A 12691-nucleotide genomic window follows, 5' to 3' on the forward strand; every position below is an offset into this window, starting at 1 on the left:
CAATGATCTCTTATACGAAGTCTTCACTTTTTTTCTAGTGTTTCAACATCCATATGCTCAGCAGTAGGTCTGCCAGCTTTTAATAAGACTTTACTGCCCAAAAGGAAAAATCCTTGGATAAATAAGAGGATTCCTGTACCGATAAGTAGCCACTCGATAGCAATAATATCTGCAATTGGACCGAAGATTAGCATACCTAAAGGCATCATAGAGGTAGATATCATACTGAGAATGCCAAATACTCTTCCCATATAATCACTATCCACTTTTTCTTGTAATAACACCGTTGCGGGTGTGTTAAAGATTGGCATAGCTATTCCAGTAACGGTCATGATCATAAGATACAGCCAAAAAAACGGTATGACTCCTAGAGCCAATGTACAAAGACCAAATAATAAGGCAGATAATGTCATCGTATGCACTTTATTTTTAAAGCCACCCCATGTTGCGATTGCAATACCACCCATTAACATCCCAATGGCAAAGGCCATCTCGATGGCAGTCAAACGCCAGACATCATTACCAAAGCTACGGGTAACTTGTAAAGGTGTTAAAAAGGCAGCAGGTGCAGCAAGCAGCATGAAAAAGGCAAAGAACAAGAATAAATGTTTTAAGAAAGCATGCTCTTTAATGTAGATGAAGCCTTGTTTCATATCACTAAAATAACTTGTTGTTTGTGGCTGATTAGCTTTTGCATGGGCAGGAATGTGCAGAAATATTAAGAAGATAGCGATGGCAATAGCAGCCGTCGTAACATCAATAAAGAAAATAGACTCGATTGAAGCCATCGTTAATAATGCTCCACTTGCCATAGGTGCAAGAATCATAATAAAAGCTTGAATACTACTATTTGCACCATTAACTTTCATTAAATGCTCTTCAGGTACAAATTGCGGTAAAATAGCGCCAACAGCTGGTGTTTGAATACCTGCACCAACTGCACGTACCGCTGATATAACAAATAGTAGCCAGAGCTCATCATAGCCGATTAAAAATAAAATAGCTAAAATGAGCGTGGATAAGGCGATCAGGCCATCTGCCAAGATAATAAGCCATTTTCGGTTATAGCGATCTGCCCAGACACCAGCAATAGGTGCTAAGAAGAAGGTTGGTAAAAAGCCACAAATAATCGAAATGGTCATCATGCTACCTGATTGCGTTGTAAGCGTGATATACCATGTAATGGCATATTGTACAAGAGCAGAGCCAAAAAGTGAAATCGTTTGACTACTTAAAAAAAGTATTGTGTTACGTTTCCAATGTTCCAAATTCGTCATCCCTTTCTAACAGTAGTGCCTGTGTGGAAAGTAAAAAGACAACAAAAAAGAGGGGAGTAGAAGCCCCTCTTTTCCAGTATTCCTAAAACAGACTAGACCTAATTCCATTTTCCTTGCACAGCAGGCAAAGTGTACGCATATTTAATTAGTAATGTGAAATCGTAGTCTAATTGAAGCTGTCATTTGGAATACCCTCCGTTCTATATAAGCTGTGTTGATTGTAGCATACAGTTCATGACTGGGTAAAGAAAGAATCAAACAAAAATTAGCTTGAATTTTAAAATAAGGAAATTGTAACAATGATTATATAAACTTGGAATAATCATGTATATATAGGTCATCTATTTTTTGAGGGGATTATAATTATACATATTTTGGGGGTATCTAGTCGAGATTTTGGAAAAGAATTAATTTGTTTCATGCTTCTTATAAATTAATGGGAGTAATTAAGATTACATGACTTGAACCACCAAGTGAAGAAGTTGCTTCGGGGACGTGCATATAGCGAGAACTTATCATATACTAAAATAGAAAAATAGCAAATGGAGGAAATATGAGAAAGAAAAATAGTAAATGGAAACTTATTGCTTTAGTCGCTATGATTTTGGTGTTTTGCCTATCCGCAATCCCAGCTAATACAGTGAAGGCAAGCACGACACAGCCGAAAAGAGAAATGCGGGCTGTCTGGATTTCAACGGTTCTTAATCTTGATATGAAAGCAGGTATGACGAAGGAGCAGTACACGGCTTGGGCACGCCAAACATTGGATCAATTAAAAGCCAATAAATTCAATACTGTTATTTATCAAGTAAGGCCAACAAATGATGCAATGTATGCGTCTGAGCTAGCCCCATGGTCGTCCTACATAACAGGGAAAAAGCAAGGTACAAATCCCGGTTACGATCCTCTTGAGATAATAGTAGAGGAGTCACATAAACGAGGGATGGAATTGCATGCTTGGATGAATCCTTATCGTGTAACAATGTCTGGACAAAAGCTAACTGACCTTGCTGCCGACAACGTAGCTAGAACACATCCAAACTGGGTTGTTAAATATGGCAAACAATATTACTTAAATCCTGGCTTACCTGAGGTGCAAGACTATTTAGTTGAAATAGTAAGTGAGCTAGTAGCCAATTATGATGTTGATGCCGTTCATATGGATGATTACTTTTATCCATACAAAATCGCTAATGAGGTTTTCCCGGATCAAGCAGCTTATAAAAAATATGGTGCTTCCTTTAAAAAAGTGGAGGATTGGCGAAGAGATAATGTGAACAAGCTTGTAGAAAATCTTTATACAGCTATTAAAGAAACAAAGCCATATGTACAATTTGGTATTTCACCATTTGGAGTATGGCGTAATAAATCATTGGATAACACAGGAAGTGACACACGAGCTGGTGTCAATAATTACGATGATTTATATGCAGACGTCAGAACGTGGATTCAAAATGGCACGATTGATTATATTACCCCACAAATTTATTGGTCCAGAACATTGTCTGTTGCGAAATATGGGACCTTGCTGAATTGGTGGAGCCACGAAGTACAAACATATGCAAAAACGCACCCTGTTCATCTATACATTGGACTGGCTGATTATAAAGTTGGTAATGACAGTGATGCTGCATGGAAAAATAAAATGGAATTGCCAAGTCAAATACTAGAAAATCGTTCAGAAAAGGTAGCAGCCGATGGGCAAATGCATTTCTCGTTAAGAAGCTTTCAAAATAATAAATTAGGCTATGCAACAATTGTTAGTCAACAATTATATAATTATACGGCATTGACTCCAGAAACAACTTGGAATGATGACACAGTGCCGAACAAGCCGACTTATGTAGAAGTGACAAAGGAAGCAGCAGGTCGTAAGGTTGAAATTATTGACGATAATGAAACACAGCCACGTAAGTATGTTATTTATCGTTTTAAAGGGAATAAAGAAGGTTCTTACCATGACCCTCAAAATATAATGGATGTTGTTTATAATAAGGATGGCATCACTCAATTTGTGGACAAGTCAGCTCTTGCTAAGCAAAGCTATACATACGGCATTACGGCTGTATCTGCTACAGGTATAGAAAGCAAGGAAGCTTTTGTAGTGAAAGAAGTTCAATAAATAATAAAACAGCTACTCAAGTGATTAAACCGCATGAGTAGCTGTTTTTTATTAATTTTCTTCCGTATCTTTACGATTTTTCTTTAACATTTTTGAAAGCATTTCATACACAATTGGTACAACAACTAATGTTAATAGAGTGGAAGATAATAAACCGCCAATTACAGTAATGGCTAAGTCTTTTGATATTAATCCACTACCACCAGAACCCAGTGCCATAGGAACCATCGCACCGATTGTTGCAATGGCTGTCATAAGAATCGGGCGTAAACGAGTAGCACCGGCTTCTAGAATAGCTTCACGCATGGCTAGACCATCATGTTCCATATGAATAATACGGTCAACTAATACGATGGCGTTGGTCACGACGATACCGATTAACATCAGTAGACCCATCATAACAGAAACAGAAATCGTTTGACCGGTTACGAATAAACCAACAAATGCACCGATTACGGCGAATGGAAGTGAGAAGAGAATAGCGAAAGGAGCTAAACCTTCACCGAATGTAACAACTAAAATGAAGTATACAATCGCTATTGCCGCTAGCATAGCAACACCCAGCTTCGTGAATGTTTCTTGCATATCTGCTGCAACACCAGCAACACCTGTTGTTACACCTTTTGGTAAATCTAATTTATCAATTTTCTTATCGGCAGCAGAAGTTGCTTTTGAAATATCATCGCCGATAATCGTACCGGATACAGTTGCGAAGTATTCACCTTTTGAACGAGATAGTGAGTTAAGAGTTGTACCTTCTTCAACATCTACTAGCTCACCAATAGTCATCGTTGTGCCTAATGCTGTTTTAATTTCAGTTGCTAAAACATCATCAAGCGAAGTCGCGGCTGCTTTAGCATCACGCTGAACAATGACATCAATATCTTTTCCATCATTTTTCACCTTTGTTAAAACTTCTTGTGATGTATTGGCATTTAAAGCCATCACAATTTGAGCCGTTGTTAAACCATATTGAAGGACATTTTTCTGTTCTACTTTTAGTACATTTTCTACATATGGATCTTCATTATCAGATTTAATATCTTCTAGGCCATCCACATCTTTTAAAGCACCTTCAACTTGATTGACAGCATCTCGTAGTTTATCTAAGTCATCACTGTATAGTGTGTAGCTTACTTCGTTTGAAGACATAGACATTGAAGAGAAATTCTGAGATTTCCATTCTCCTGATTGACCGATATTAAATACATAGTCTTCCACTTCTTCACGTGCTTTAGGGAAGTCTTTCATATCTGGATCAAAGATTAGGTACATTAAAGCACCACCAGCGCCTCCGCCCATCATCATGGCTGATGGATCGACATTGTTCGCATCTGTAATGGAAACTTGTAAAATATCAATGTCTTTACGTTTCATTAATTCTTTTTCTACTTTTTCAACATTAGCCGCAGTTTCATCTGCAAGCTCACCAGTTGAAGGGGTATAAGTTAGGTACATAACTTTTTCTTCCTGTGATCCCATAAAGCTAAATCCAATTAAAGGAGTTAACGCTAGTGAACCTACAAGTAAGAAAATGGCAATTAGAGACGTGATAATTTTATGATTTAAAGCTTTTTCTAAAACACCTTTGTACCATGTTGCTAGTTTACCAACTTCTTTATGCTGGCTTTCTTTTTTCTCACCGTATAATTTTTTACGGAATAAGAAATGAGATAATGCAGGTACAATAGTAATTGCTACTAATAATGATGCACCTAATGCAAACGTCATTGTCAGTGCAAATGGCATGAATAATTCACCAACCATACCACCTACAAAAATAAGTGGAGCAAATACAGCCACTGTCACTAATGTTGACGAAAGAATCGGTTTAAACATTTCAATTGTTGCTTCACGAATTAATGCTCGACCTGTTAATTTTTCTTGTTTTAAATGGATACGTCGATAAATATTTTCAACAACTACAATCGAGTCATCGATAACACGTCCGATGGCAACGGTAATCGCACCAAGGGTCATAATATTTAATGTAATATCCATCCAGTTTAGCAGTAGTAGTGCCATGAAAACTGAAACTGGGATTGAAACAATCGAAATAATTGTTGATTTGAAATCTCGTAAGAATAACAAGATAATTAATACAGCAATTGCACCACCAAATACTGCCTTTTCAATCATAGTAAAGACAGAATCTTCAATTGGGGCACCTTGGTCAAGAGAGATATCGACGTTTAGGCCATCTAAACGTTTTTCTTCATCTTTCATAAGGTCTTTAACGGCATTAACAACAGTTACAGTGTTAGCATCTTGACCCTTAACGATTTGAATTGCAATAGCATCTTGACCGTTTGTGCGGGACACAGATTGTACTTTACCTTCTACTTCAATCTTTGCAATATCACCTAGACGAACAAATGGTGAAGGATTTGTTGCTGAAGGTGTGACTGGAATTAATAAATCTTTTAGTTCATCTACGGATTGTACTTTACCGTCTACGGAAACTGCTTGTTCGCCAACAGTAAATTGATATAATCCAAGTGACAATGACATATCGCTTGCTTGAATCATTTGCTTGACTGATTCCTCTGTTAAACCTAATGCGGCCATTTTTTCTTCATCATATTTAAATGATACTTGTTCAATATGCTGACCTGTAATGGTTGCAGAGGCAACACCATCAATTTTTTCAATTTTAGGAAGTAAAACATCTTCTACTGTAGACGTAAGATCGACAATATCTTCCTTAGAACTACTTACGGATAGAGCTACTACTGGCATCATATTCATGCTGATGGCCATAATAGTTGGCTCCTGGGCACCTTCAGGTAATTTTAAATTATCTAAAGCTGCTTCTAACTGACGCTTTTTTTCATCCATATCAATGCCATAGTCGTATTCAACTTGCACTTGTGCTACGTTGGAAGAGGATGTTGAGTAAACTGCCTTCACATCTTCTAAACTTTCTATAGATTTCTCGAATGGGATGGAAAGATCATTCATGACTTGTTCAGGCGTTGCACCAGGATATACGCCCATGACAATTAAGTATGGGATTGAGATATCAGGTATAGATTCCATTTTCATTCTTGTACCGGAATAAATACCAGAGACAGTGATGATAATTGTTAATAACCACACTGCCAATTTGTTTTTCAATACGAAATTAACTAAACCTTTCACCTTCACACCTACCCTTTATTGACTAACTAAATTCAATTATTTATACTAATGACTAATCGGTCATTTGTCAACGAAATGCATTAGGAGAGAGTCAAAAATATGTTAAAAAAGCAATTAATTATGGAGAAAGCATTAGAGTTGTTTTCTGAACAAGGTTTTGAGGCTACATCTGTACAGCAAATAACAGAACGTTGTGGGATTTCTAAGGGTGCGTTTTACTTATCCTTCAAAACAAAAGATGAGCTTGTTATCTCTATGGTTGACTACCATTTACAACACTTCATTACAGATGTTGACCGTGTAGTCAGAAGGACGTATAACAAAGAAACGATGTTGGTTGAATTTTATAAAAGTATCTTCAAGGCTTTCAAAGAACACTCTGCGTCTGCTAGGGTATTTTTTAACGAAAAGGTTTTTCTAACAAAAAAAGAGCTTTTTTATAAAATAACAGCATATGAAGCAGAGATGTCTAAATCTATCATTTATATGCTGGAGCAACTGTATCAGGATAAATTACAAAAAACAAAATACGATGTCATGTATTGTATAAAAGGTTTTATGAAAAGCTATGCGGAACTGTTTATCTTTTCAGATATGCCTCTTGATTTAGAACAACTTGCGAAATCTTTAGCAGAGAAAACAGATATTATTGCACGTCATACGACGATACCATTTATTACAGAGGAACTTGTTACTTTTATTGCGAAGCCTTGCGAACAAGACATTTCAAAGGAAATATTACTGCAATTAATTGAACAAAATATTGATAATATAGAGGATTCTATAGAAAAAGAATCATTGGAGCTGTTAAAACTCGAAATAGAAAAGCCAACATACAGTAAAGCCATCGTAAAGGGGCTAATAGAAAATTTACGACTTAATCCGGCGTATCATTGGATTGCTTATGTATGTGCAAAATACTTAAATATTTAAATGGTAGGATAGAATTGTTCACTTTAGAGGGTGAACAATTCTATTTTTTATTTTTCTTTCGAATGCATGGAAGGTGTTATTAAATGGGGCATTGATCGCCACGCCTCTAAAGCACTACTAAAAGGGTCTTGAATCCATAATAATCGTTCGAGAAAATCCTTCACTTCAATCGGTAAATTCAATTCTTGTTGCCAAGCATCCTCTTTCTTTTTACTTGGTTTAAAATCTGAATAAAGTAAGAACAATAGAAAATGGCCAACGAAATATAGATCACTAATATGATTTTCAGCTCGCTTCGGGTTTTGTATGGAAGAAAGATCAACTGCCTTTTGTAATGTCGTTGCGAGACCAAAATCAATAATGTGTAATTGTTGATCAACTAATAAGATATTAGGTATACGCAAATCCCGATGGACAATACCATGATTGTGTAGCAGGATAATTTGTTCTAAAAGCTGTTTTGTTATTTCAAGTGACTGAGCGACGGTAAATTTAATACCTTCTTGGAAAATAAGCTGTTCAAAGGTTTGGCCGTCTATATAGTCCATTATAAAATAAGGCACATCTTGAATAGTTCCAGTCGAATGGACTTTAGGTAAATTCGGCAATGATAATTGTTGTAGAATTTGAATTTCCTGCCTGAATTTATGTATCGTTTTTTGGTGATGACGATGCTTAGGACGCAGGCATTTTAAGACGAACGGACCTTTTGATGAGCAATTTTCAATTAGGTACGCACGACCATAAGAGCCAAAGCCAAGAAATTTTTTAAACATGAAATCTGGATGCTCGGCTATGAAAAGCTCTACGGCATGATCAAAGTTTTTTTCTGAAAGTCGTTTCCACCACATTAGCTACTGAAAAAACTTAAAGAGCTAAAAAAACTACGTGAGCTTTTACGAGAACTACGTTTATAATGCTTATGCCCATAATAATTATGGCGTTTAGAATATTTGCGACGACTGCTTGATGAAGAATAGTGACGTTTGGATTTACCATTGAGTAGGGAATGAAGAATTTTATCTAGCATAAAAACGCTCCTTTTTGATGTTGTTATTACTATATACGCAAAAATAAAAAAAGAGGTTTCAAAAAAAGATAAAAAATAAGTAAATTTACAATTCACCTTTTGTTGTCCAACAAAAAGAAAGAAGCTATGTACATAGTACATAGCTTCTTTCCATGAGGCTAAACCTCCATAATAATCGGTAGAATCATTGGACGACGTTTTGTTTTTTCAAATAGGTAAGGACCTAAAACGTCTGTAATTTCGTTTTTAAGCTCTGTCCATTGAGGAGTTTTGCTTTGAATGGTTTCATTCAGATGACGATTAAGCATTTTTTGAGCTTCATTGATCATCGTACCTGACTCGCGCATGTAGACAAAGCCACGAGAAATGATATCAGGACCTGAAACAATTTTTTGATTTTCCATATCGACACTTACGACTACGATAACTAAGCCTTCTTCAGAAAGAATGCGACGATCACGTAACACAATATTGCCGATATCTCCAATACCATTACCATCGATATAAACATCACCAGAAGGGATACGACCAGCCACATGTGCCTCATTGGCACTTAATGCTAATACATCGCCATTTTCCATAACAAATGTATTTTCAAGTGGTACATCGCAATCTTCCGCTAAGTGTGTATGCATTTTTAACATACGGTATTCGCCATGGATAGGCATAAAGAATTTAGGTTTCATTAAACGTAGCATCAATTTTTGTTCTTCTTGTGAGCCGTGACCAGAAGTATGGATATTGTTTAATGCACCATGAATAACTTCTGCACCTGCACGGAACAATAAATTGATGATTTTATTGACACTCACAGTATTACCTGGAACCGGTGAAGAAGAGAAAATAACTGTATCACCAGGTTGTATTTGGATTTGACGATGAGTACCATTGGCAATACGTGATAATGCAGCCATTGGTTCACCCTGTGAGCCTGTACATAAAATCATTACTTCATTTGCTGGAAGTCGATTAATGCTTTGAGCATCAATAAATGTATCTTTAGGAGCATTAATATAACCAAGCTCACGCCCAATTGTAATCGCATTATCCATTGAGCGACCGAAGACAGCAATTTTTCTTCCATATTTTATAGCTGCGTCTGTTGCTTGTTGTAAACGGTGAATATTTGACGCAAATGTAGCAAAAATAATTCGGCTATCCACTTTACGGAAAATTTCATCGATACTTTTGCCGACTGTACGCTCTGACATTGTAAAATTAGGCTTTTCAGCGTTTGTACTATCTGATAGTAAGCAAAGTACGCCATCTCGTCCAATTTCGGCCATCTTTGTTAGGTTGGCCGGTTCGCCAACAGGTGTAAAGTCGAATTTAAAGTCACCTGTGTGAACGATATTACCAGGTGGTGTTTTAACAACAATTCCATAAGCATCAGGAATACTATGAGTTGTTCTAAAGAAGCTAACAGATGTTTTTCTAAATTTAATGACATCATCTTCTTTAATTTCGATGAGTTTAGTTGTACGTAGCAAGCCATGTTCTTCTAATTTATTACGTAATAAGCCAAGTGCGAGCTTACCACCATAGACTGGGACATTCACTTGACGTAAAAGGTAAGGAATACCGCCAATATGATCCTCATGTCCATGTGTAATAAATAGTCCCTTGATTTTATCGACGTTACGTACTAAATACGTATAGTCAGGAATAACATAGTCAATGCCGAGTAAGTCATCTTCTGGAAATTTAATGCCAGCGTCAATTAAAATAATTTCATCTTGAAATTGAACGCCATAAGTATTTTTGCCGATTTCGCCCAGTCCGCCGAGCGCGAAAACAGCTGCTTGGTCATTTTTAACAAACTTCATGTTTGTTAAATTTCCTCCAAGATGAAGTTCGGGCTTGCTTGCTCGTACTCTAAATAGTTACCTTCAAGCAGCTGAACGAACTCGATATTGTAGTTACGGTCTTTTAACTTTTGACGTACTTCTCGTTCTGAAGCAGCTTCAAGGTATAGACTTTTAGTGTTTTCGCGAACTGGAATCTCATTTGCTTTTTCTTGATAATAAACTTTGTAAATCATAGTTTGCTCTCCTTTAATTGCGTACAATTTTATTGCACCTTTGACTACTACCACACACGTGCTACAAGAAAACAACGAATTTCTTATAAGAAGAAATGTACGTTTGTAGTCCTTGTATCTCAATACGTCGGTTGTGCACTATGTTATAAAATGAATAGGAAGTAGTGAGACAGTGGTTGCGTATAGCCAAATAAATGCATTTCCTTTATATTATCACGCAGTTCCTCTAAAATAAAGAAAAGCCCTTCAAATAATGAAGGGCAAATGTTAGGCAATTGATTTTTTTCCGAGTACGCCACGAAGTTGCTTCAACAATTTTCGTTTTAGTTTCTTCAGCATGGCACATCACTCCTTAGGATCATTATAATAAAAATTATTGTCTATGTAAAGTCATTCACCTTGATGGGTAATATTTATAGAAAGGGATTATAAAATGAATAAAATTTTGTTTTTTGATGTTGACGGCACTCTCTATAACAGCGAAAAAAAATTACCTGAATCTGCAAAAAATGCTCTTTTGGAAGCACGCCATAATGGCTATGAATTGGCGATTGCTACAGGTCGTGCACCTTTTATGATTGAATCATTACTAGAAGAACTTGATATTAATACGTATGTGACTTTCAATGGGCAATATGTTGTTTACAAGGGTGAGGTTGTCTATACGAATGGTATTGAAAAAGAAGAATTAGCTAAAATTATTGCTTTTGGTGACGCACGTAATGAACCAGTAGTATTTTTAGATGACAAACGGATGATTGCATCTGTTAGTGATCATATGATGGTAGCAGAAAGCTTGGATACACTTAGATATCCTTATCCAGAATTGGATTCATCCTATTATATGCAGAACGACGTATATCAAACACTTATATTTATGGAAGAAAAAGATGAACCTTTATATTGTGAAATGTTTCCGAATGTCCAATTTGTCCGTTGGCATCCGTATTCTTGCGATATTTTGCCAAAGGGCGGCTCGAAGGCGGTAGGAATTGAAAAAGTATTGGATAAAATGGGGATCACACTAAAGGATGCAATTGCTTTTGGAGATGGCATTAATGATATAGAAATGCTGCAAGCGGTTGGGACAGGTGTTGCAATGGGAAATGGTCATGAACGAGTGAAGGCTATTGCACATCATATTGCCGATCATGTAGACGAAGATGGTCTCGCTAAAATAATGCGCAAGCTTGCCATCATATAATAAAGAAACAACTAGTTGTCAATTATAGCAACTAGTTGTTTTTTTTGCTAAATTACTGGTGTTCTTCAGAAGTATTCACTAGTTTTATTTCAATACCTTTATCTGAAAAATGTTGAATCGTTTTTTTAGACAGTGCGTTGTCTGTAATAATGACATCTACTTCTTCAAGGGGGCATACTTGTATGGCTACAACCTTGTTAAATTTTGAGGAATCAGTAGCGACATAGACCGTTTGAGAGATGGATATAATTTTTTTTCTAGTAATAGCTTCTTCTAGATTAAAATCAGAAATCCCCTTTTCAAGAGATACCCCACTAGCGCAAATAAAAGCCTTATTAATATTTAGGTGTTCAAAGTGGAAGAGAAATTCATTCGATGTCACCGATTTTTCGGAGTGACGCACTTTTCCACCGAGCAGGATAACTTCAATATTAGAACCGATTAGATCGAAAGCTACCGGCAATGAGTTTGTCACGACTGTTAATTTTTCCTTGTCCAATAAAAATGGTGTCATTTGATATGTAGTTGTTCCACTATCGATAAAAATACATTCTCCATCTTGAACAAGAGAAGCACTTGCTTTAGCGATGGCGATTTTTTCTGTTAGCTGTTCATGTAGTCGTTGATCAATTAGTCCCTCTACAGGTTCAATATATTTAATTCCCCCATAAAACTTCTCAATTTTCTTGTCTTGCATTAGCTGTTGAATATCGCGACGAATTGTTTCCATGGAGACATTGAATTCTTTTGTTAGTGTTACTAATTTTACAACCTTATGCTGTCTTACAAAATGTAATATTTGCTGTTGTCTTTCTATCATATACATTTCATCACCTCTATTAGATATTTACTCAAAGTATGCATAACTTTGTCAACAGTTGGTCATAATTTACTCAACATTTACACGAAAACGCATTTTCCTTTACAAATGGTCACTATACTA

9 protein-coding genes are annotated in these 12691 nt (G+C 36.3%); 3 read left to right on the forward strand and 6 right to left on the reverse strand.

The annotated features are described in order from the left end of the window. Nucleotides 1-23 precede the first annotated feature (23 nt). Nucleotides 24-1277, reverse strand: a complete 1254-nt coding sequence (locus MKY80_RS03990; protein ID WP_239354232.1) for an MFS transporter — start codon at nucleotides 1275-1277, stop codon at nucleotides 24-26. Nucleotides 1278-1830: 553 nt separating this feature from the next. On the opposite strand from MKY80_RS03990, the gene MKY80_RS03995 reads away from it, so the two are divergent. Continuing rightward, nucleotides 1831-3399, forward strand: a complete 1569-nt coding sequence (locus MKY80_RS03995) for a family 10 glycosylhydrolase (protein ID WP_008174048.1) — start codon at nucleotides 1831-1833, stop codon at nucleotides 3397-3399. 51 nt (nucleotides 3400-3450) lie between these two features. Here MKY80_RS03995 and MKY80_RS04000 read toward each other — a convergent pair whose 3' ends face one another. After that, nucleotides 3451-6540: an efflux RND transporter permease subunit gene (locus MKY80_RS04000; RefSeq protein ID WP_043989684.1), complete on the reverse strand. Its 3090-nt coding sequence runs from the start codon at nucleotides 6538-6540 to the stop codon at nucleotides 3451-3453. A gap of 99 nt (nucleotides 6541-6639) precedes the next feature. Here MKY80_RS04000 and MKY80_RS04005 point away from each other — a divergent pair, with 99 nt between their 5' ends. Then, nucleotides 6640-7473, forward strand: a complete 834-nt coding sequence (locus MKY80_RS04005) for a TetR/AcrR family transcriptional regulator (RefSeq protein WP_089985236.1) — start codon at nucleotides 6640-6642, stop codon at nucleotides 7471-7473. Between the two features lie 47 nt (nucleotides 7474-7520). Here MKY80_RS04005 and MKY80_RS04010 read toward each other — a convergent pair whose 3' ends face one another. From MKY80_RS04010 to MKY80_RS04020, 3 genes are all read right to left on the reverse strand, one after another. Further along, nucleotides 7521-8249 carry a protein kinase gene (locus tag MKY80_RS04010; protein WP_258955928.1) on the reverse strand — a complete coding sequence of 243 codons (729 nt, stop codon included), beginning with the start codon at nucleotides 8247-8249 and terminating at the stop codon, nucleotides 7521-7523. A 412-nt stretch (nucleotides 8250-8661) separates the two neighbouring features. Next, nucleotides 8662-10329: a ribonuclease J1 gene (gene rnjA, locus MKY80_RS04015; protein ID WP_036123644.1), complete on the reverse strand. Its 1668-nt coding sequence runs from the start codon at nucleotides 10327-10329 to the stop codon at nucleotides 8662-8664. Nucleotides 10330-10334: 5 nt separating this feature from the next. Beyond that, nucleotides 10335-10544 carry a DNA-directed RNA polymerase subunit epsilon gene (locus MKY80_RS04020; protein WP_008174035.1) on the reverse strand — a complete coding sequence of 70 codons (210 nt, stop codon included), beginning with the start codon at nucleotides 10542-10544 and terminating at the stop codon, nucleotides 10335-10337. Between the two features lie 433 nt (nucleotides 10545-10977). On the opposite strand from MKY80_RS04020, the gene MKY80_RS04025 reads away from it, so the two are divergent. Beyond that, nucleotides 10978-11748 (forward strand): Cof-type HAD-IIB family hydrolase, encoded by a 771-nt coding sequence (locus MKY80_RS04025; protein WP_008174033.1) that lies wholly within the window; start codon nucleotides 10978-10980, stop codon nucleotides 11746-11748. A 52-nt stretch (nucleotides 11749-11800) separates the two neighbouring features. Here the strand turns inward: MKY80_RS04025 and MKY80_RS04030 are convergent, their stop codons facing one another. Then, on the reverse strand, nucleotides 11801-12574 hold the full coding sequence (locus tag MKY80_RS04030; protein WP_342532135.1) for a DeoR/GlpR family DNA-binding transcription regulator: 774 nt from the start codon (nucleotides 12572-12574) through the stop codon (nucleotides 11801-11803). Nucleotides 12575-12691: the final 117 nt, after the last annotated feature.

The organism is Lysinibacillus sp. FSL R5-0849 (assembly GCF_038595075.1).
Classification (GTDB): Bacteria; Bacillota; Bacilli; order Bacillales_A; family Planococcaceae; genus Lysinibacillus; species Lysinibacillus fusiformis.

What these genes read in the sequence shown, in the direction of transcription:
- MKY80_RS03990 (WP_239354232.1), bottom strand. Translation starts at nt 1,277, where the DNA reads ATGACGAATTTGGAACATTGGAAACGTAACACAATACTTTTTTTAAGT.
- MKY80_RS03995 (WP_008174048.1), top strand. Translation starts at nt 1,831, where the DNA reads ATGAGAAAGAAAAATAGTAAATGGAAACTTATTGCTTTAGTCGCTATG.
- MKY80_RS04005 (WP_089985236.1), top strand. Translation starts at nt 6,640, where the DNA reads ATGTTAAAAAAGCAATTAATTATGGAGAAAGCATTAGAGTTGTTTTCT.
- MKY80_RS04010 (WP_258955928.1), bottom strand. Translation starts at nt 8,249, where the DNA reads ATGTTTAAAAAATTTCTTGGCTTTGGCTCTTATGGTCGTGCGTACCTA.
- rnjA (WP_036123644.1), bottom strand. Translation starts at nt 10,329, where the DNA reads ATGAAGTTTGTTAAAAATGACCAAGCAGCTGTTTTCGCGCTCGGCGGA.
- MKY80_RS04020 (WP_008174035.1), bottom strand. Translation starts at nt 10,544, where the DNA reads ATGATTTACAAAGTTTATTATCAAGAAAAAGCAAATGAGATTCCAGTT.
- MKY80_RS04025 (WP_008174033.1), top strand. Translation starts at nt 10,978, where the DNA reads ATGAATAAAATTTTGTTTTTTGATGTTGACGGCACTCTCTATAACAGC.
- MKY80_RS04030 (WP_342532135.1), bottom strand. Translation starts at nt 12,574, where the DNA reads ATGTATATGATAGAAAGACAACAGCAAATATTACATTTTGTAAGACAG.